At 43.7% G+C, this 19,407-nt stretch carries 18 protein-coding genes and 1 pseudogene; 10 read left to right on the top strand and 9 right to left on the bottom strand.

Annotation, left to right across the window (positions count from 1 at the left end; translation table 11 throughout):
- The first annotated feature begins 160 nt into the window (after nucleotides 1-160).
- Nucleotides 161-619 (top strand): sensor histidine kinase, encoded by a 459-nt coding sequence (locus QEP07_RS14395; protein ID WP_285011141.1) that lies wholly within the window; start codon nucleotides 161-163, stop codon nucleotides 617-619.
- 102 nt (nucleotides 620-721) lie between these two features.
- On the opposite strand, the gene QEP07_RS14390 is transcribed toward QEP07_RS14395, so the two are convergent.
- Both QEP07_RS14390 and QEP07_RS14385 read right to left on the bottom strand, forming a co-directional pair.
- Nucleotides 722-1,243, bottom strand: a complete 522-nt coding sequence (locus tag QEP07_RS14390) for an SRPBCC family protein (RefSeq protein WP_285010861.1) — start codon at nucleotides 1,241-1,243, stop codon at nucleotides 722-724.
- Nucleotides 1,244-1,263: 20 nt separating this feature from the next.
- On the bottom strand, nucleotides 1,264-1,584 hold the full coding sequence (locus QEP07_RS14385) for an ArsR/SmtB family transcription factor (protein WP_285010860.1): 321 nt from the start codon (nucleotides 1,582-1,584) through the stop codon (nucleotides 1,264-1,266).
- 142 nt (nucleotides 1,585-1,726) lie between these two features.
- Between QEP07_RS14385 and QEP07_RS14380 the strand changes: the two genes are divergently transcribed.
- Nucleotides 1,727-4,432, top strand: a complete 2,706-nt coding sequence (locus QEP07_RS14380; RefSeq protein ID WP_285010859.1) for a TonB-dependent receptor — start codon at nucleotides 1,727-1,729, stop codon at nucleotides 4,430-4,432.
- A 9-nt stretch (nucleotides 4,433-4,441) separates the two neighbouring features.
- On the opposite strand, the gene QEP07_RS14375 is transcribed toward QEP07_RS14380, so the two are convergent.
- A complete protein-coding gene (locus QEP07_RS14375) occupies nucleotides 4,442-6,097 on the bottom strand; it encodes a hypothetical protein (RefSeq protein WP_285010858.1) in 1,656 nt (551 codons plus the stop codon).
- A gap of 187 nt (nucleotides 6,098-6,284) precedes the next feature.
- Here QEP07_RS14375 and QEP07_RS14370 point away from each other — a divergent pair, with 187 nt between their 5' ends.
- Together QEP07_RS14370 and QEP07_RS14365 are read left to right on the top strand one after the other, a co-directional pair.
- Nucleotides 6,285-7,364, top strand: a complete 1,080-nt coding sequence (locus tag QEP07_RS14370) for a glycoside hydrolase family 76 protein (protein ID WP_285010857.1) — start codon at nucleotides 6,285-6,287, stop codon at nucleotides 7,362-7,364.
- Nucleotides 7,365-7,408: 44 nt separating this feature from the next.
- Complete coding sequence (locus tag QEP07_RS14365) at nucleotides 7,409-8,041, top strand: DsbA family oxidoreductase (protein ID WP_285010856.1); 633 nt, start codon at nucleotides 7,409-7,411, stop codon at nucleotides 8,039-8,041.
- Nucleotides 8,042-8,076: 35 nt separating this feature from the next.
- Here the strand turns inward: QEP07_RS14365 and QEP07_RS14360 are convergent, their stop codons facing one another.
- Nucleotides 8,077-9,576, bottom strand: a complete 1,500-nt coding sequence (locus QEP07_RS14360; RefSeq protein ID WP_285010855.1) for a PAS domain-containing sensor histidine kinase — start codon at nucleotides 9,574-9,576, stop codon at nucleotides 8,077-8,079.
- Nucleotides 9,577-9,665: 89 nt separating this feature from the next.
- On the opposite strand from QEP07_RS14360, the gene QEP07_RS14355 reads away from it, so the two are divergent.
- Nucleotides 9,666-11,141, top strand: a complete 1,476-nt coding sequence (locus QEP07_RS14355) for an aminotransferase-like domain-containing protein (RefSeq protein ID WP_285010854.1) — start codon at nucleotides 9,666-9,668, stop codon at nucleotides 11,139-11,141.
- Nucleotides 11,142-11,150: 9 nt separating this feature from the next.
- On the opposite strand, the gene QEP07_RS14350 is transcribed toward QEP07_RS14355, so the two are convergent.
- Nucleotides 11,151-11,894, bottom strand: coding sequence for an SDR family oxidoreductase (locus tag QEP07_RS14350; RefSeq protein WP_285010853.1), 744 nt, complete (start codon nucleotides 11,892-11,894; stop codon nucleotides 11,151-11,153).
- 175 nt (nucleotides 11,895-12,069) lie between these two features.
- On the opposite strand from QEP07_RS14350, the pseudogene QEP07_RS14345 reads away from it, so the two are divergent.
- Nucleotides 12,070-12,855 (top strand): annotated as a pseudogene (locus QEP07_RS14345) (serine hydrolase); the annotation flags it as partial.
- Complete coding sequence (locus QEP07_RS16560; RefSeq protein WP_350223380.1) at nucleotides 12,824-13,234, top strand: serine hydrolase; 411 nt, start codon at nucleotides 12,824-12,826, stop codon at nucleotides 13,232-13,234. The pseudogene QEP07_RS14345 and the gene QEP07_RS16560, both read left to right, overlap by 32 nt.
- A gap of 268 nt (nucleotides 13,235-13,502) precedes the next feature.
- On the opposite strand, the gene QEP07_RS14340 is transcribed toward QEP07_RS16560, so the two are convergent.
- A complete protein-coding gene (locus QEP07_RS14340; RefSeq protein WP_285010851.1) occupies nucleotides 13,503-15,098 on the bottom strand; it encodes a TlpA disulfide reductase family protein in 1,596 nt (531 codons plus the stop codon).
- Between the two features lie 197 nt (nucleotides 15,099-15,295).
- Between QEP07_RS14340 and QEP07_RS14335 the strand changes: the two genes are divergently transcribed.
- On the top strand, nucleotides 15,296-15,523 hold the full coding sequence (locus QEP07_RS14335; RefSeq protein ID WP_285010850.1) for a hypothetical protein: 228 nt from the start codon (nucleotides 15,296-15,298) through the stop codon (nucleotides 15,521-15,523).
- 39 nt (nucleotides 15,524-15,562) lie between these two features.
- Here QEP07_RS14335 and QEP07_RS14330 read toward each other — a convergent pair whose 3' ends face one another.
- Genes QEP07_RS14330 through QEP07_RS14320 form a run of 3 tightly spaced genes read right to left on the bottom strand, consistent with a single transcriptional unit; the run spans nucleotide 15,563 to nucleotide 16,776 of the window.
- Nucleotides 15,563-15,736, bottom strand: coding sequence for a hypothetical protein (locus QEP07_RS14330; protein ID WP_285010849.1), 174 nt, complete (start codon nucleotides 15,734-15,736; stop codon nucleotides 15,563-15,565).
- Nucleotides 15,737-15,796: 60 nt separating this feature from the next.
- The gene (locus QEP07_RS14325; protein ID WP_285010848.1) at nucleotides 15,797-16,123 is read right to left on the bottom strand and encodes a hypothetical protein; all 327 of its coding nucleotides are present in this window, start codon (nucleotides 16,121-16,123) and stop codon (nucleotides 15,797-15,799) included.
- A 20-nt stretch (nucleotides 16,124-16,143) separates the two neighbouring features.
- Nucleotides 16,144-16,776, bottom strand: coding sequence for a hypothetical protein (locus QEP07_RS14320; RefSeq protein WP_285010847.1), 633 nt, complete (start codon nucleotides 16,774-16,776; stop codon nucleotides 16,144-16,146).
- A 1,078-nt stretch (nucleotides 16,777-17,854) separates the two neighbouring features.
- Here QEP07_RS14320 and QEP07_RS14315 point away from each other — a divergent pair.
- Together QEP07_RS14315 and QEP07_RS14310 are read left to right on the top strand one after the other, a co-directional pair.
- Complete coding sequence (locus tag QEP07_RS14315; RefSeq protein ID WP_285010846.1) at nucleotides 17,855-18,355, top strand: helix-turn-helix transcriptional regulator; 501 nt, start codon at nucleotides 17,855-17,857, stop codon at nucleotides 18,353-18,355.
- Nucleotide 18,356: 1 nt separating this feature from the next.
- On the top strand, nucleotides 18,357-18,998 hold the full coding sequence (locus QEP07_RS14310) for a nucleotidyl transferase AbiEii/AbiGii toxin family protein (RefSeq protein ID WP_285010845.1): 642 nt from the start codon (nucleotides 18,357-18,359) through the stop codon (nucleotides 18,996-18,998).
- The last annotated feature ends 409 nt before the right edge of the window (nucleotides 18,999-19,407 follow it).

The following is a 19,407-nucleotide window of genomic DNA, read 5'->3' as shown; positions in this document are numbered from 1 at the left end:
TATACTGGTTAGCAAACCAAATATAACATAAATATGTACATACATATAAATTATTATGGAAGAAAACCATTCTTTCAGTAAATGGTTGTTCATGAGAAAACACATGCATCATGGAGGAAAACGAAAAGAACAGAAGAAGCGATAAAGCCTTCACAATGGCATAGGCCAGCTGCTCTACGCTGTAAAGATCAGCCTCAGTACACTTACAAAGGAACTGGCGGAGACTAAGCCAGATGAGTTTCTAAAGCGCCAGAAAGATGTCAATGAAGTTCTTTCCATGGCTATCAACGAAACACGCAGGATATCACACGGACTCATGCCTATTACACTTAAAGAAAACGGACTGCAATCGGCCATACTAGATATGTCGGTCCGCCTCTCTAAAGACGTGATATTTACATGCTCATTCAGCGGAATGCACCAGCGGTTGGATGAGTATCAAGAACTTGCCATCTACCGGATCGCTCAAGAACTCATGCTCAACGTGGTTAAGCACGCCAACGCGTCACGCTGCCGCATATCGCTGAAAACGAACAAAAGATCAGTCGACCTAATCGTTCAGGACAACGGCATAGGATGCTTAACAAAGGCACTACTGAAAAAGGAGGAATCGGTTTAAGTTCCATTAGTCATAAGATGAAGCTTATGGATGGTAAAATGAGAATAACGTCTGTAAAAGGCAGCGGAACCAAGGTTTCCTTGTCGCTGCCTTATAAGTTGATCAGGAGCGGGCAGAACGATCAAGCCGGGCATCCAGGTATTCATCAAGATTACTTAGTCCCATAGTGAAGCCCTCTTTAAAGCCCATCTCGATGATCTTTTCGAGATCCTCCAGTTTGTCGAAGCTTATTTCTACATCTACCAAGGTACGCTCAGCCTCACTGGGAGCGAATTTATTATTCCAGCGCATCCGAGGCATTTCAGTACTAAGCACTGCGTTTTCATCACAAAAAGAATCCTGGCCGGAGTAGCGGCGCTCTGGTTCGATCTGGTCATAATCAAACAGGCACCAATGTCGCTCACCTTCGGGGCCAACCATGGCATAGTGCCAGCGACCGCCTTCACGAAAGTTCATCGACTTAGTCTCCGTTTTCCATGGTTTAGGTGCCCACCACAGGTCCAGTATGCTAGCATCGGTCCAGGCCGCCCAGACCAGCTCAAGTGGTGCATTAAAGGAACGGCATACATTAATTTTTTTTGCCTCCTTGTCTACAATAAAATCAAAAAGAATTGCTTTGTTCATGATCATTAAGATTTCAGGTTTTATATTCTGTTCTTTTTAAGTTGTTCCAGCACATCGTCGAGCTGATCAAAACGCGCTTTCCAAAGTTGTTTGAACCGCTCCAGCCATTGCTCTATTTCGTTCATCTTTTCAGCCTCTAAATGATAATAAATTTCCCGCCCCTGTTGCTGCTGCTTTACAATCTCACATTCTGTGAGCACCCGGAGATGCTTAGACACCGCCTGCCGTGTTGTATCAAAATGTTCGGCCAGACCGTTCGGTGTCATGGATTGTACAGCCAGAAGCAATAGAATAGCTCTCCTGGTGGGATCCGCTATGGCCTGAAAAATATCTCTTCTCATTTTTTGTAATACGAAACTGATTGGTTGCAAATATATACGCAACCAATCAGTTTCGCAAATAATTGTCATAATATTTCTTAATTCCAGTTTAATTCAAAATCCTTATCTTAATCCCAGAATACAACCAAATATCAACGCTTTCATGAAGAAGATCCTCTTAATGCTCTCACTTTGCCTTGCCGGCGGCTTTTCGTATGCCCAAAACACGACCTCTATAAAAGGTGTGGTAAGCGATTCCTTAACCAACAAAAACCTCGGACTATCGACCGTAGCCGTTGTCAACGCAAAGGATACCTCGTTGGTGTCTTACACCGTTACCAAAGACGACGGAACATTCCAATTGTCAAGACTGCCCACTACCAGGCCGTTAAAACTTATCGTTTCGTATGTAGGGTATAACACATACAGACGTGAACTAATGCTCAAGCCAGGCGAGCTCAACCTCGGCATCATAAAGCTGAACGGTAGAAGCCTTGACGAGATCGTCATCAAAGGTGAACGAACCCCGGTGATGCTAAAGAAAGACACCATTGAATTTAACGCAGAAGCTTTTAAGACCCGGCCAAACGCGGCTGTGGAGGAGTTGCTGCGACTATTGCCCGGAGTACAGGTAAATGAGAACGGCGAAATCCTGGTAAACGGCCGAGGAACCAGCAGAATATTGATTGACGGCAAAGAGTTTTTTGGCACCAATCAACTGGTTGCACTTAAAAACCTGGATGCCGAGTTAATAGACAAGATACAAGTATACCTGGACCGCGAGAACGATCCTGATAGAAGAATAAGCGAGATCAACCTTCAGAACATTATCAACCTTAAACTAAAAAGTGCGGTTAAGAAGAGTACTATCGGCAGATTTGCGGGCGGCGCCGGCACGCGCGACCGATACGAGGCCAGCGGTGTACTGAGCAGTTTCCGCGACACACTTCAGTTTAGCGTATTAGGTGCCACCAACAATTTAAACAGCACCGGTTTTAGCAGAGACGAATTGTTCAGTATGGGTGGTTTCAACCGGTCGGGAAGTGATCTGGTTGATAACGGAAACTTCGGCGGAAGCCCGGGCGGCGGGTTCACGACCGTCCGTTCGGGCGGGCTAAATGTCAACAACGACTATGGCACCAGATTAAAACTTAACCTTGCCTATTTCTTTGGCAACACCATTCACTCCAATGAAACCAGGGTGCTTAATGAGCAGTTTCTCGACAATACTGTAGTCACTTCCTGGCGGACCGATGCATCCCGCCGTAGCTCGTACTCACATGTTGTAGGAGGCTTGATGGAGTGGAAACCGGACACAAACACGGTATTGCGCTATCGCCCCGCCATGAACTTCTCACCCGGAAATAGTCGTTATCAGAGTCTCTTGAACCTGTCTAATACAATAGTGGACAGGATCAGCGAGACCGACGGGCACAACTACAACAGATCTTATAGCGATGCCTTTTCCCACAACCTGAACTATTATAAAAGATTTAAAAAAGGACGGTCATTAACGCTGAACAATGTGCTCACGCTCGACGGAAGTGGAACAGATGCATACAACTTCAGTCAGCTGACTCCATTAACATCTACAGTCGAACCTTTTTTGCTGGACAGGCATGTTAAATCAGGCAGCAGTACACGATGGTCGGGCCTATCCATATTGTACAACCTGCCGCTCACGAAAAAATTAACAGCCGAATTTTTCACAAACAGCAGATACTACCGCTGGGCACAACCCGTCGAAAGTTATGATTTAAACCCTTCAACCACACAATACGACCGGTTTATTGATGACCAAAGCAATGATTTTGTGCGAACAGGCTTTTTCCAAAACATCAAACCTTTATTGAACTACCAGGTTAACCCCAAACTTAGGATAAGGGCTGCCATCGACTTGGAGATTCAAAACGTTAATAACAAGTTTAATGCTTCCGCGAATGATATCCGACAACGGTTTACGGTTTGGTTCCCTTCATTAACCATCGACTACGATCGCTTCTCCGTTTCTTACTCAGAGTGGATAGACCTGCCCTCATTGTATAACATGCAGCCTTTGGAAAGAGTAAGTTCGGCACAATACAAATTTGTCGGAAACCCTGAATTGAGCGCAATCAGGGTTCGGAGACTGAACGGCAACTTCTACAAATACAACACACCAAGAATGCTCGGACTGAGCGGATATGCCAACGCAACCTTTTATGAAAATAGTTTCGTTCAGCAGACGCTCACCGACGAGAACGGATTCACAACCGCCACTGTGGTAAACAAGGACGGCAGATCGTCGATAAACGGGGGAATTAACCTAAACAAGCAATTTAAGAAATCGCAGAAATGGCAGTTCTCCATGAATACCGGACTCAGTGGTTATGCGGAGAACCAGGTAATTTTCCTCAACAACCAGGAAGCCCGGCAACGATACGGCAACATTGGCTTTACACAGAATCTGAACGTGAACTATAAATCTCTGGCCCTGGTTAACCTCTCTTACCGCAACTATCATTCATTTACCACCTACACCAACAACTTCAACGATGTAACCAACAATACGCAAGTGTTGGGTGCTTCAGGAACTTTCAGGCTACCAAAAAAGATCGTTATAGAATCAAACTATTCCTACCGTCATGCTCCTCAAATCGGACAAGGCTTTACAGGAGATTCCCACATTCTAAATCTGGCGGTGTCCTTATTGACGCAAAAAAGGGATCGCGGAGAATTTAAGTTGTCCGTATATGACCTTCTTAATCAAAACATTTCTGTAGACAGGTTTGGGAGTGGAAACTCAACTGTAATGTATGAGCAGCAAATACTCAGACGGTACATTATGTTCAACTACCAGTACAGGTTCAATATCATGAAAAACAAATAAGCGTAATTATTAGCGGCCATTCGTCATTACCAGACTTATCTGCTGTTTTTGCGGGACTATCCTGAATATACTTTCCTCAGACCCTTTTTCAAACTTGCCCTTGCTGGAAATGAGGCTGTAGCGCATATTTTCAAACGAAGCATTAACCTTATCAGGAGTAACTTCCGTGAAAGGCAACTTCATGCCTTCAGCAACCTTAAGTTCCAACAGCCATTCCAGCTTGTCGCTGCCATGATAACTTACATGAAAATTTCTTTCATCCATCACCAGCTCAATGGTACCCTTGTGACTGGTTAAGGGCCAGGAGATCTTAAGTTTCCCTTTTTCCTCATCAGAGAAAACGGGGTCAGCGCCTTTAAGCAATACCTCGGAATCACCGCTTTTTGCAATGAAACGTATCCCTGCCAACTCGGCCTTGTTACTCCATAAATAACCGTCTACCACCGGAAGCGTATAAAAAGCACATTCATTTGTTGTGGTTACACCTGTAGTATATTGCGAGGGGAAATCCTCATCAAACAAATGAATATCACGGATGCGCAGACTGTTGTTTTCCCAAATCAGATTGGTACGGTAAAAACGGCTGTTGAACCATGCGGTACGGTGGTTGCCGCCGCCAATATCTTCGCTCACTGTAAATGCGGTAGCAGGAGTTACTTTATAGTTCTTTCTAAACCACAGGCCCGATTGCTCCATAGTTTCAACTTTAACCTTGCCCTGATCGCGCAACTTCGCGATAAGTGGAAGCTGTATTTCAAAGCCCTTTTTCATCGCATCCCAGGTAAAGGAATTTTCCTGCCCGGCTTGTGTATAGTTAAACTCCATCGACTTGCTTTCTACAAACTGCTTCAAAAACCATTTCACCCACTGTTCACTACCCCCAGCCTCCGGGTAAACTGGTTCCAGCGTGATTACTCCTTGCCAGGTTGTACTAATCCCGGTGTCGTATTGCCTGATCGGATCGCTGCCGAGCATTCTGAAGATCGGCACAGGGGTTTGATTATTTTCGGTCTGCGCAGGCATATAAGCATTGATTTTGCTTGGATAGTAAGCCTGGTTCCAGTAACCGCCCCATAAGGTATAGCCATCTGTTCCATACTGGTCCTTACAATTGCTCGAAGCAACAATTTTGTATTTGTTGTACATGTAGTTTAAACTGTGTGCGTCTATGAACCAAGAGCCTACAGATTTGGGGTAATAACCAAATACCGCTTTAAAATCCTTCATGTACACATCTATGAGCTTTTCCCTTTCCACCGGCGTATACCCTGTAGAGAAGCCAACGTTGGCGTGCCAGTCCCAGGGATAGCGGCCACGCCATTTTAAGCCGGCTTTCTCTACCAATGGCTGCGGAAGCTCCCACCATCCGCCGATTTCAAAACTATCTCTGGGCAACGACTTAAGCAGTTGCTGATATCTGTTGTCCATCAGCGCATCATACTGAAGCAGGAAGGTACCACCTAACTTATACGCCTTCATCATCTTCACTTGCTCTACCACCGTCTTGTACAAAACGTCTTGAGTAATTTTAGCGTCACGAGGCTCAAGCAACCTGATAAAATTTACAATGTTTACCACATTCGGCTTAACGGGATCTTTAGTAGACGCGACCAAACTTTGGCTAACCAGCAGACAAGCCAGTATTAATGAATATATTCTAATCATAGCAGAAAATTATCCGTAATAATACCAACCAATAATCAAATGATCGTCCTGACCCATCCTGCGGGCAGGCTGAAAGGATAACACTTAATCGTTGCGTAAAAAACGTATTTCGGTTAATCTCGACAATATGCAACGAGTATACGGCAATTAATACGATATTAGGAGGCACACACAAATTACCAACTTTATGAACATATCTATTTACCTGCGATGCCTGCTTATCGCAATGCTTTTATGCGCTGGCTCCACCTATGCGCAAACCACAGGTACCGCCAGTGGGAAACCCGTCCCAACACCTAAAATCGCCAAAAAAATATTCGATGCCTGGTATACCCAATACAACATAGAAAAATTCAAGGGGTTTTGGGACAGGGCGGAGATGATGGAGATTGTACTTGATGCCTATGAAGTGACAGGCGACAAGGCATATCTGAAAAAGTTCGACGCCATGTACCTGAACTTTATTGAACAGCACACGGGCGACTGGATGTACAATAAATTCAATGACGACATCGCATGGATAGCCATCGCCTGCGTTCGCGCTTATGCGCACACAGGCAACAAAGCATATCTGGAAAAAAGTAAAGACCAGTTTGATAAAATGTATGCACGGGCCTTTACGAACAAGTACGGTGGCGGCCTGAATTGGTTTGAAACCAAGACTTCAAAAAATGCCTGCATACAGGGACCAGCCATTGTGGCCTCCTGCTACCTGGCTCAGGCTACGGGCGACCAAACCTACTACGATAAAGCCATCGCTTTGTATAGCTGGTCTAAAGTCTACCTGTTCAACCAGGAAACCGGGAAGGTAAACGATAATATCGACCTTGACAAAAAAACCGGGCTCATCAAAATCGGAACCTGGAGTTCGACTTACAATCAGGGCACCTTTTTAGGCGCCGCAGTAATGCTGCATAAGTACACCGGAGAGGCCAACTACCTGCAGGACGCAGAGCGGATCGCCAAGTATATCAGGGAAGATATGTATAAGGGCCAGGTAATGAACAACGAAGATGGCGGCAATGACCTGCCGGGCTTTAAGGGTATCTTTATGCGTTACGCAAGGCTGTACACGCTGGAAACAAAGAAAACAGACCTGGTAGATTGGCTGCTTTTAAATGCCAGGGTGGCGTACGAGAACCGAAACAAGCTAGATCTGATTCAAACCAAATGGGGAACGAAGACACCTGACGAGAAGCCAGCATCGGCCTTTGGCGTGTCGACAGCCGTATCGCTGATGATGAACACCTTGCCGTTGGTTAAGTAAGTGGCAAGGCGGTTTGACATGGGTATGGCGTAATTTACAACAACATGAAAGTAGATATCTGGTCGGACGTAAGGTGTCCGTTTTGTTATATTGGCAAAAGAAAATTTGAAGCCGCACTAGCACAGTTTCCCTATAAAGAAAAAGTTGAAGTAGAATGGCACAGCTTTGAGCTTGACCCCAATGCGGAGACCGTTCCCGGTGTCAGCTCCGCCGAATATCTGGCCGATAAATATGGGAGACCGCTGGAATGGGCACAGCAGATGCAGGAAAGCGTGACGGCTACTGCCGTTGAGGTAGGTCTTGATTTTAAGCTGGACATTTCTGTTGTGGCCAATTCTTTCGACGCGCACAGGCTTATCCAGCTGGCAAAAACAGAAGGCCTGGCTGACGCAGTTGAAGAGAAGCTTTTTGAAGCGCATTTTACTTATGGCAAGGACATCAGCGATCATGCTGTTTTAATTGAGATCGGCGTTGCTGCAGGGCTCGGTAAAATGACTGTAGAGACTATGCTTGCCGGATCAGACTTTACTGATGAAGTGCGCCGCGACGAGCAGATTGCTCAGCAGATCGGTATACGAGGCGTTCCTTTCTTTATCTTCAACCAAAAGCTGAGTGTATCTGGCGCTCAACCGCCTGAAACCTTTCTGGGCGCGATGATGCAAGCAAGAAGCAAGTGACGGTTGAGCTTATTGCACCAAGGGCTTATCACTGCTTATTTCAATGACGCTAAAGGCAGCATGATGCTGAAAATAGACCCCTTTCCAACTTCACTTTCAACGCGAATCTCCCCGCCATGTAATTTTACGATCTCGGAAACCAGGTACAAGCCAATCCCAAAACCGGATATGTTCAATTGCCTGCCGTCGTTAACCCTGTAAAATCTTTCGAATAATCTGGATTGATCCTCAGGTGGGATACCATATCCCTGGTCAATCACTTTAATAGTAACCTCCTGTGCGGTTGAACTACATTCAATACGAATGGTTGTGTCTTCAGGTGAATATTTGATCGCGTTTCCTAACAGATTGATGACAACCTGACTAAGCTTTTCGCGGTCCGCGCGTATGCGCATCTCCCCACAGGGCTCGTATATGATTTCATGCGCCGGGCTTAAAGTTAAAGTATCGCTAACCACCTCGTTAATCAATTCGCTCAACGAAAATTCAGAAAGGTTCAGCGTCATTTTCCCTTCTTCCAGTCGCGAGAGGTTCAAGAAGTCCTGGATCAGACCAGTCATCTTGCGGGTTTGCGCGTCGGCGCGCTTCAGTACTTTTTCAGTAAACCCATCTCCCCGTTCAAGTGCCTTTGCCAGGGCAAGCTGCACATAGGAACGCATGGAGGTAAGCGGGGTCTTGAGTTCATGACTTACGATCGCTATAAAATCATTTTTCCGCTGTTCCTCCTCTTTTTTATAGGTGATATCCCTGGCGATTTTGGAAATACCGATGATCCTGCCACTTAAATCCCTGACGGGCGAAATTGATAAGGAAACATCGAGAAGTTTTCCAAACTTGGTCAGCCTCTTCGTTTCAAAATGATCAACCCTTTGCCCGCTGCTTAACTTTGCAATAATTTCCGGTTCCTCCTGCAAACGGTCGTCCGGAATCAGCTTCACAATGGACTGCCCAATCATCTCTGCTGCCGAATACCCAAACAATCGCTGCGCAGAGTCATTCCAACTGGTAACGATACTGTCAAGATTCTTACTGATGATGGCATCTTCGGAGTTGGATACGATAGCAGAAAGCATAGCACCCTGCTTTTCAGCCTCAATGGCCTCAGTAATATCCCGGGCGATTTTCGAAACACCAATGACGGCTCCCTTTTCATCTTTTACGGGTGAAATAGTCAGGGAAACATCAATCAGCCGGCCTGTTTTAGTGACTCTTTTGGTATTAAAAGACCGCATATGCTCTCCCCGGCGAAGCCTGCTGAGAATTAAGGCCTCTTCATCCTGGCGGTCGTCAGGAATTAACTTCAGTATCGAGTGGCCAAGCATTTCTTCAGATCGGTAACCAAATATCCGCTCGGCTGACTTGTTCCAACTCGTAATAAAACCGTTCAGATCCTTGCTGATAATAGCATCCTCCGTGGAATCCACGATTGCAGCAAGCATGGCACTGCGCTCCTCAGCCAGACGAAGTTTTCTAATCAGCCCTTCCTGATCTTTCAGTGCTAAATCCTCGCTTTGCGTATTATCGGTTTCTTGCATGGTTAAAGTTAGTAAAAAGACACGAGTTTGCTTATTTTCAATAGAATTACCCTTAAATTGGATGGTCTTATTCCCAGAAAACCATCGTAATGACCATCCAGACGTTACCTTTCAGCAACCTGATAAAAATTGACAGAACTTCAACTACGCCGATTTTCAGCCAATTGGCTAACGCACTTGTTGTTCTGATCAGGAATGGTAAAATTAAGCCGGGACATCAACTACCTTCCAGCCGGAATATGGCTGCTATGATCAAACTTAATCGCACAACGGTGATCGCCGCCTATGATGAGCTCAGAGCGCAGGGATGGCTGGAGGTCATAGGAAAAAAAGGAATGTTTGTCTCAAGGCAATTGCCTGTGCCGGATCCCATGTCTTTCAGATCAGGCAACCTGCCGACAACAAAGATTCCCGCCAAATCCGATTTTTATCGCCAGATAAGTTTCGACCGGCCTCCGCATCGGGAGGTAAAGCCGTATCATTTAATGGTCAATGACGGCTATCCCGACCAAAGACTGGCACCAATTAATTCGATCATCAATCGTTACAAAAGCTTACTAACTAAGAGCTATTTGCTCGGGCCGCAATTGACTGGCAACGCAGCCGGGAGTACCTCGTTGCGAAGGGAATTAGCCAATTTCTTATCAAAAACGCGCGCGCTAAGCATTGAAAGCGAGAATGTGCTGATTACGCAGGGGGCGCAACCAGCGATTTATATAGCGGCAAGCATGATCTTACAACCAGGGAGTACGGTTATCGTTGCGGAGATGAGCTATGTATTGGCAGACAAGCTGTTTGAACAATTAGGGGCAACATTATTAAAAGTAAAAGTCGACGAGAACGGCATCGACGTGGATGCGATAGAAGAAATCTGCAGCAGATCCCGGCCAGATCTCTTATACATTATTCCGCACCATCACCATCCGACTACCGTAACCCTTAGTGCACAGAGGAGAATGCAATTGTTGAATATTATACGCAAATATCAGCTGCCGGTTATAGAAGATGATTACGACTATGATTTCCATTATAACAACAGTCCGATTTTGCCCTTAGCCAGTGCAGATCACAACGGCTTTGTGCTTTATGCTGGCTCTATCTCCAAAACCTTAGCACCTTCGATCCGGCTGGGCTATCTGGTTGGAACCGAAGATTTCATACGGCAAGCATCAAAATTTAAGCAGTTGATGGAAATACGTGGCGACGTTCTATTTGAAGAGTCTGTAGCCCATCTTTTCAGTACGGGGGAAATGCAACGCCATTTAAACAGGTCGGTGAAAATATACCGTCAGCGGCGCGACCAGTTCTGCAAACTTTTAAAGGCTTCCGTGGGAGACCTTGTCCGATTTGCGATTCCACAGGGGGGCATGGCGGTCTGGATCATTTTTCCTAATGATTACTCCATAACAGAATTGTCCAAACGCCTGTACGAGAAAGGCATCTATATGAATGACGGCAGTCTACATCGTTACTCTAATACCATAAATGGGATTAGGGTCGGCTTTGCATCGCTTGACAGTGTTGAGATGGAAAAGTTTATGCACATTCTCGCACAGGCGATATAACTCAAGATTTCAGTTAGACTTAAGCCAGTCGCTAAAAGTGATCAGACCAGAGCGAAATTCGCCAAGCGGCACCAAAAGATCTTTCGGGATCTCGTAAAACATGTACTTGTTATCATCATCTGATACAAGGACTTTACTCTCGCCTCTATCCTGAATATATTTTTGAACGAACTCAGTCATCAAGGCTCGTTCCGGGCCGGCGATCTCGACCGTGCCATTTTTTGGCTCTTCTAGCGACAGTTGCACGACAAAATTTACGACGTCTGCTGCTGCTATGGGCTGGTAATCCACGGTTGAGATGTTCACCTCGGTCTCGTTGCCCTGAACAGCAATCAAAGTAGCCATATGCTCATGAAATTGCGTGGATCGAATGATGGTGTAAGGAACACCCGAGTTTTTAATGTTATCCTCCTGCTCCTTTTTTGCTTGAAGGTAACCGATATAGGTGGCACGGTCCGTACCGACTATCGACAGCACAATATGATGCTTTACGCCCGCCTTGTGCTCTAAAGACGCAAGATTTTTACCCGCAGCACGGAAAAAATTCAAAGCCGTTTGATCGTCGGGTGATGCAGAATTAGACAGGTCGATCACCACATCTGTACCCTCCAGAGCTTCCGCCAGACCTTCGCCCGAAACGACATCTATGCCATTTGATGGCGAGCCAATAATCACTTCATGACCTGCTTCGGTCAATTTTTTGCTGACGCCTTTACCGATCAGCCCAGTTCCTCCAACTACTAAAATTTTCATAATGAATTTTATTATATGAATAAGCTATGGAGACAAAGTAAAGCATTGATTGGACAGCGTTGCTCATCCAACTTTTACAATTGGGACCATCCAGCAGAAACCAAAGGCTTAAAAATAAACAGTAACAGATGTAGAATTTAAACGTCTAATCATTACCCCTATTAAATGTTTTGACATGATGACTATAAAAAAAGATTTTCTTTTAACCCTTGCTTCCGTGGGATTGATTTTATGCACCATCTCCGGTTTCGGCCAAAGAAATACACTTACCGACTCCCTTTTGAACCAGGTTCGCCTGCATTACAACCTGCAACAACCCGAAAAAATTTACAAAAACACCTCTGCAGAGTTTCATAAGAAAATGACTCAGTTTCAATTTCAGGAGGGTATGGCAAAGTTTTATGCCAAGACCGGTCAGTGGAATAGCATCACATTCAAAGGTCAGACCGACAAAGGCTCGGATTATCTATGTTCCTTTGATAAATCAGATCAAATCGTTTCCATTAAGCTAGATCAAGACGGTAAGATTAACCGCTTAAATTTCGCGCAGGTTGCAACCCAAATTCCAGCTAAGCAAGAACAAGTCGCCTCAAATAACCCACTCAAGGATTCCATAGACCTGCACGTGGAAAGATTAGTTAGGCCCTATATTCAAAAAGGCAACACCTGCGGTATCACTATAGCCATCATTGATCGAGGGAACATTTACAGATATAGCTATGGTTCGGTAAACAAGCTAAAAGAGCAGTTGCCTGATCCGGAGCTAACAATCTTTGAAATCGGCTCAGTAACAAAAACCTTCAATGCATTACTCCTAGCCAAGGCAGTTACTGCCGGCAAGATGAAATTAGAAGATCCCGTGAACAGGTATTTACCCACAGATATTCCGCAATTAGCTTTCCAGGGCAATCCTTTGAAACTCATTCACCTTGCCAACCACACCTCAGGGTTACCCAGACTGCCTTGCGCAAGGCTACGACGAGCAAGGCAAACCAGCATCGCCATGGGACCTTGGAGCTTTAAAGGGATCCGGCGCAATCAAATCCACGCTGAACGATATGATCAAATATGTGCGGGCCCAGCTTGGCAGCAAGAGCCCCTTAGAAAGGGCTATAGAAACCAGTCATCAAATCACCTTTGCAGGAGGAACCCAAGATATGGCGTTAGGTTGGAGGATTAATAAAGGCGTAACATCAGATTATCTGCATCACTCAGGCGGTACCGGTGGATTCAGATCTTTTGTTGGATTCGACAGCAAAAAGAAATTTGGAATCGTAATTCTCTCCAACGCCGCCGACGATGTCACTAGTATAGGTGAGGCGTTCTTATTAAATCAGTGAGAACGGATTGCCTGATCCTTTGTATAGTTTGGAGTACTTAACGTATTTTGTTCAAGGAATTTGGCGAGACTTTTAATATCCCCATCAACAATTGTCAGTTCGCTCTCTTTGATCCGCTTTTTGCAGGCGACCAGAACACCAGCGAAGCAAGCCAGGCACCACTTAACAGTGGCTTAACACGAACTGATTACTTTATCCGCTACGGGAAGTCCGTAAGCCTAATTTTACCCACGTGGCACTCATCTTATCTAAAGCTCTTTAGAAGAACCTATTTTGAAATTATTACGTTAATAACTCCAAATGGGGTTAATTTGCGATTGACTTTAGGATTACTAGTCGGCAAATACTCCACCTTAACTATGCTATTAAAATCTATGTTATTTAGTGCCTTATGTTTTGATTGCAATGTGACCAACCTTCCGTTTAAAGCGATAGGAAGTTGTAAATATAGTGGCAATTTGAAATCTTCGATAAAACCTGGGTCGGCGTATAACAGGCTATCTACCTTATCTTCAAAACCTGTTGTCTGGAGTTGTAAAATCATCACAGGCTTTTCTGTAGGGAGTCCTAGCTTCACAATATCCTCGAAAACTCTAACGCGCGCTAACCCTTCATAATCTTTAACCAAATAATCTCCAGATAAAATTATTCCGTTAGCAATCCGCAAATAAGTGGTATCATTGGGATTAAGGTTATAGATGAATTGTTTAATCTGAGCTGCCTGTTTTATAAGCTCATCTTCCAAATCAGAAACTTTAAGATTCGTAGCTATAATCCTTCCCTCCGGCGATATCAATACATTTGAAGGTATACTTCTGATCTGGTATTTCCTTGAAACTTTGTTTTTCCAACCCTGGAGATCAGAGAGGTGCACCCAAGGCAGGTCGTCATCACCGATCGCTTTTATCCAGGAAGCCCTATCAGAGTCGAGAGACACACCTATAATCTCAAAATTGCCCCCCTTATATTTTTGGTACAGGGCCCGTAACGCAGGATTTTCGGCACGACAGGGCACGCACCATGAAGCCCAAAAATCCAAAAGGACATATTTCCCGCGGTAACTTGTAAGATGATGCTCCTTCTTTGCCGTATCCTGTAATACAAATTCTGGCGCAACAGAATTTATAGAAAGGCTATCAAGGCGGAACTTTATATATCTACCGCAGTTGTTATCCTGTGCATTCTTTTCTATCCGAGAAAAATATGCTTGAACCTCGCTTCCAGACAGCCGTGCGAGATTGTCGTATAGCAAACGGGTATTGATCCCAGATGTGGAAGTCTGTAACCATCTCAACTCAAATTTGGCCAAATTTTCCTTGTAAATAAAATTTATGGAATCCAACTTCCTTAAGATTTCCGGACTATCGGGATCTTTGCCATTACTGACTTCGCGGTAAGCTGTGCGCAGTGTCTGATAGAATGGCTGGCTCATACGAGCACTATCACGGTTTAAAAAATCAACATAAGGCTGGCTTCCATCAATCTTAATGGTTTTTAGTGTGCTATCAGGTAATTCAATAGAAATAGGCCCTGGGGCAAGATATAGCCGATGGCTTTCCTTATCCATTTTCAATGTAAACATATCGCCATGGCCTGTTGAAATATCTCCTTTAAAAGATCCACTACTTACGGTCAATGTGTATGTTCTGGGGTTATCAAGATTAGAAGGGTCAAACTCGGTAAACATTAGTTGAGCACCATCCTTCAACTTAGTAGCTTTTCCCGTAATACTGGCCACGCCTTGCGAAAAAACAACACCCGGCAAAACCAGGATAGCAACAAAACTCACCTTTACCCCTATTTCAGAAATAAGTAGATAAACTACTGCAACCGCATTTGAAACTGATTTTAGACTTGTAAGCATAGTTAAGAGCGTTCAGATTGAGAGACGATATAACGTATATTGAAAGCATTAATATTAGTTATTATCCTAATATAGCAACGCTGGGCTGAAAGATCAGGTTATTTATACACTTTTTCGTAAGTGTAAATAATCGCGCATGAAATTTGAAACCTTATCCGGTACCGCTTGTTAATTCAACTACCACAACTAAGAACATTATGGAAAACGAGCACAATACCCCAAATCCCCAAAATCAGCATGAACCAACAGGACAGGCTGAAAATCAACAGAAACATTATACTCCGTTCACCGGTGACGAAGCTGGAAGTGAAAGCCGATCAGAAGGAAAATCAGATCTGCACCAAAACGAGCAACAAGACGTCGACGACCTTTCAGGAGACCTATCAGGCAACGCTTCTGGAAATACCGATGCGGAAGATCAGTAAGTGCCAATGTTTCTGGCAATGCAGCCTAAAAATTAGTCATCAACTTTCCGGAAGTGAGGCCGTCGGCTTTCCTTTCATTCCTTCCTGGACAAGATGTCCAAGAAACTTAGCAAATGCACCAATGTCCTGACCAATGCTGGCCTGTTCCAGCGCCGCCATGTATTCATCTCTTTTTTCAACTGGAATGACTGTCCAGGAATAACTTCCATTCATTTTTTGAAATAAATTTATCTCAAAAACTGTAAACCTATGTTAGTAGAAGACAAGTGATGATCACGTTGCCAGTAAGACCAGCAGCCGGTAGCCAGAAACCTGTACTACCAACGCTATCAGTGCCAGGACAATGCCGTACTTATATTTTCGCCGAGCTTCTATCTTGTAAGCCAGGGGGGTTAATATCGCCAGAAACAAACTAGCATGGTACAGGTAAGCCAGGATTCTGTTTAGCAATAAGAAATACGACGCAGCATACTCTGGCTGGGAAAATTTACCTGTAGCGAGTGAATCAACGATTGCTCGAACACCGCCGAAGGGCACCACAAAAAGTGCCAGCAGTTGAAGGACACTCAGAAACCATAAAAAATAATAAGCTATTCTCATCTGTTATTACGGACAATCTATTACGGACAATCTTTTGAAAGAGTATGTATCGGCTTTTTTCCCTCAATCACGTCTTTTACATCGGCCCAGTTCGGCCGATAAATCACCGGACTAACTAAGGTAGCACTACCGCCATGACTGTTTACGAAATTGACGATGTGATTCTGAAACGTTTCCCACAAGGCATCCCCCCTTTGCAAAGGCCCGAATCCCTCGTCCATAAAAAAGTCAGAAATAGCCTGCAAAACCGTAGCGTCTGCATTTGTCAAGCGATCAACTCCGCGTGTAAAGAACATAAAACTGCCATCTGCATTCAAGTCGTAGCCAAAATCCCGATTACCACTGACGGGGTGGCTATGATACATTGGGTCGTAGATCGTTGTAAACGTCCATGATTCGTCACTCGCGTAAGATGTAACCACTGTTGCGTCATCCAACAGTGACAGATTTAGCGCCATTAAAGCTCCTTTGGGGTTATTTGAATTCCACAGCTGAGTATCATTTACCCCAAAATTATTATAAGGTTGAAAAACTCCCTCACCACCTGTAAATGAGTCGATATTTCGCCTAACATGTGACAGAAACTGCTTTGCCGTCAATCGAACGCCGTTTACAACAGGTAAAGTTGAAATTTTAACTGGGAAATAATCCATATTTACATTTACCATTTTTTGTCTCGCTCCACTTCAAGACGTTCGATCTCTGGTTGGAACGTTTTGAAGTTGGTGCAACATCGGGATCAGTAAGTTCTTTCCGACAGGAAATACCTAAGCTGAGGACTAATAGTAAAGAAACAAAAAGCGATGGAGAGCGAAAGCAGTAAGATTTAGATTCATATGATTGCGTAACAAGAGCAGCGCAAAGTACAAATTAATTTTAAATGTCAACCACCGAGTGAAAATATTTGGGTTTAGATAAAAAAATTAAGAACCTCATCAGATTTCACCTAAAATTCCTTCCGCCATGAAACACCTCTTTTGAACTTTCTCACCATCCTCCCTAATTTGCGTCCGTTTATTCTGAGCCGGAAAATGAATTCCCTGACATGACCTTTACTCTGGGAAAAAGGATATATCAAGAAAGACTGCGAAAATTCGATTGCCAGAGCTAAAGCTAAACTCAAAAAAGTCAATAGCGAAGATTCGGATGAACTCGATATTGAGGAATTGGTAGCTAATGCGGTCGAAAATCTCAAACAGCTGCCTGAATTCTATGCAGGGGCCGATTCTGACATAAAACGCCCCATTATTAGTTCGATCTACCTTGAAAAATGGTTTTTTGACGGCGAAATTCATCGAACCGCAAAAATGAACCGCGCGGCGCAACTTATCTACCACATTAACAATAAGTTACGGCATAAAAAAACCGGAATAAAATTTCTTGAAAAATTTCATTCCGGTGAAGTGCTCCACGATATATTCCGAACGAATCAATTTATCGAATATTTAAAGGTTGTTGCAGGAATGAGGGACTATATCCAAAACATGCGAAATACCCGTTTAAAGCTGCGAAAAGGCTGATTTTAACTTATTTATAAATAATAGATAATCATAGAAATGGGCCTTCCCAGGTGGGAAACTGAACAAAATGTAATTTACCATATGGAATTAGCGTTTAGAGCCATTTTGAACAACAGATGGAATTACTTCAATAGATCAATTAGTTTAGTAAACAAAAATTAAGAGATATTGTAAAATCCAACATATAATCATTTTTGTTTACATTTGTATCATGGAAACGGCACTTGAAAGATATAAAGGTATTCACCCTGGTATGATTCTGGCGCGCGAGCTAAAAAAACGGAATCTTAAGAAACGTCCATTTGCATTGTCATTACAGATATATCCACAGACAATTAACGATATCACGAAAGGCAATCGTAGTATACCAACTGCATTATCTTTAAAAATTGATAAAGCACTGGGATTAGAAGAGGGGACTATGCATCTATTGCAGGCGTATTTTGAAATTGAGAGGGAAAAACATAAGCAACAGGATCATCCCGATCTTACTATTATACGCAAAATCCTTTTCTGGGATACAGATTTCGATCAGATCAATTGGAAAGATCAATATAGATCAATAATTGAACGTGTATTTGAGCGTGGAAATGATGAGGAAAAACAGGAAATTCTGAACTTCTATGGAAAAGAAAAAGTTAAATCCATTATTGGCAGCGATAAAATTGCAGGCAATAATCTTCCTGTGATGAGGAATATAAAACCAAAATAGGATGTATTGGAATACAGTCAACGAAACCTTAAAAGACAGCTTGCTGTTGCTGATGGAAAAGGAAGAATTCGCAAGTTTCCGTCTCGTTGGGGGTACAGCATTGAGTCTTCATCTGGGACATAGGATCTCGATAGATATTGACCTGTTTACCGATGCACCCTATGGCTCCATAGATTTCAATGCTATTGAGGCATGTCTAAAAAACAGTTTTGCATATGTGCGTGGAGATTTTGGCGGCAACCACGTTCTGGGGAAATCCTACTTAATTGGAACTGACCAAGATCATGTAGTCAAACTTGATGTGTATTATTCCATGGATCCATTCTTCCAACCATATCTCGAGTCAGAACGTGTTCGAATGGCTACGATAGAAGAGATTATTGCTATGAAAATAGATATCATTCAAAGAGGTGGACGTAAAAAAGATTTCTGGGACGTGCATGAGTTGCTGTCCCAATATTCAATCAACTCTATGATTGATCTACACCGTCAGCGTTTTGAGTGGACACATGATCCAAATCAGATCCGGAAAAATTTTTCCAATTTTGATAAGGCCGATCCAGATCTCAATCCAATTTGCCTTCGCGGGAAGCAATGGGTTTTCATCAAAGAGGACCTGCTTGAAGCACTCGGTGCAGAATAAAATTTAAAAAAAGACAAGTTGCTTGGGGGGAGTTTCGTATCCAGATTCACAATTCATGAATTGTGAATTCGCAGACAAATGTTTTCAAATACAAAAAAGCCCCAGATTTCTCTGAGGCTTTCAGTGCTCCACGATATATTCCGAACGAATCAGTTTATCGAAGATTTAAAGATTGTTGCAGGAATGAGGGACTATATCCAAAACATGCGAAATACGCGCCGATCATTTCCTAATCGCCGATTTCATCTTTTCCAGCCATCAGAATCCTAGCCATTTTATCCGATCCCATATCGGAAGTCTGTAAAGTTTGACTTTACCATATGGAACTTGGCTTCTGATTTTAGAAAGTATGATGTTGCATGATTCATAAATTAGTTTGCCGTTGATCCGGCGGCACACATTTTGTTTT

The organism is Pedobacter faecalis (genome assembly GCF_030182585.1).
Lineage (GTDB): Bacteria > Bacteroidota > Bacteroidia > Sphingobacteriales > Sphingobacteriaceae > Pedobacter > Pedobacter faecalis.
Note: the sequence above shows the minus strand (reverse complement) of the source record. Positions and strands in the feature narration are given on the sequence as shown.

Bases quoted from the DNA above. Each gene is read 5' to 3' on its own strand.
- QEP07_RS14330 (WP_285010849.1), bottom strand. From the start codon at position 15,736: ATGAATGGAAGTTATTCCTGGACAGTCATTCCAGTTGAAAAAAGAGAT.
- QEP07_RS14365 (WP_285010856.1), top strand. From the start codon at position 7,409: ATGAAAGTAGATATCTGGTCGGACGTAAGGTGTCCGTTTTGTTATATT.
- QEP07_RS14390 (WP_285010861.1), bottom strand. From the start codon at position 1,243: ATGAACAAAGCAATTCTTTTTGATTTTATTGTAGACAAGGAGGCAAAA.
- QEP07_RS14360 (WP_285010855.1), bottom strand. From the start codon at position 9,576: ATGCAAGAAACCGATAATACGCAAAGCGAGGATTTAGCACTGAAAGAT.
- QEP07_RS14325 (WP_285010848.1), bottom strand. From the start codon at position 16,123: ATGAGAATAGCTTATTATTTTTTATGGTTTCTGAGTGTCCTTCAACTG.
- QEP07_RS14370 (WP_285010857.1), top strand. From the start codon at position 6,285: ATGAACATATCTATTTACCTGCGATGCCTGCTTATCGCAATGCTTTTA.
- QEP07_RS14335 (WP_285010850.1), top strand. From the start codon at position 15,296: ATGGAAAACGAGCACAATACCCCAAATCCCCAAAATCAGCATGAACCA.
- QEP07_RS14350 (WP_285010853.1), bottom strand. From the start codon at position 11,894: ATGAAAATTTTAGTAGTTGGAGGAACTGGGCTGATCGGTAAAGGCGTC.
- QEP07_RS14340 (WP_285010851.1), bottom strand. From the start codon at position 15,098: ATGCTTACAAGTCTAAAATCAGTTTCAAATGCGGTTGCAGTAGTTTAT.
- QEP07_RS14320 (WP_285010847.1), bottom strand. From the start codon at position 16,776: ATGGATTATTTCCCAGTTAAAATTTCAACTTTACCTGTTGTAAACGGC.
- QEP07_RS14310 (WP_285010845.1), top strand. From the start codon at position 18,357: ATGTATTGGAATACAGTCAACGAAACCTTAAAAGACAGCTTGCTGTTG.
- QEP07_RS14385 (WP_285010860.1), bottom strand. From the start codon at position 1,584: ATGAGAAGAGATATTTTTCAGGCCATAGCGGATCCCACCAGGAGAGCT.
- QEP07_RS14380 (WP_285010859.1), top strand. From the start codon at position 1,727: ATGAAGAAGATCCTCTTAATGCTCTCACTTTGCCTTGCCGGCGGCTTT.
- QEP07_RS14355 (WP_285010854.1), top strand. From the start codon at position 9,666: ATGACCATCCAGACGTTACCTTTCAGCAACCTGATAAAAATTGACAGA.
- QEP07_RS14375 (WP_285010858.1), bottom strand. From the start codon at position 6,097: ATGATTAGAATATATTCATTAATACTGGCTTGTCTGCTGGTTAGCCAA.
- QEP07_RS14315 (WP_285010846.1), top strand. From the start codon at position 17,855: ATGGAAACGGCACTTGAAAGATATAAAGGTATTCACCCTGGTATGATT.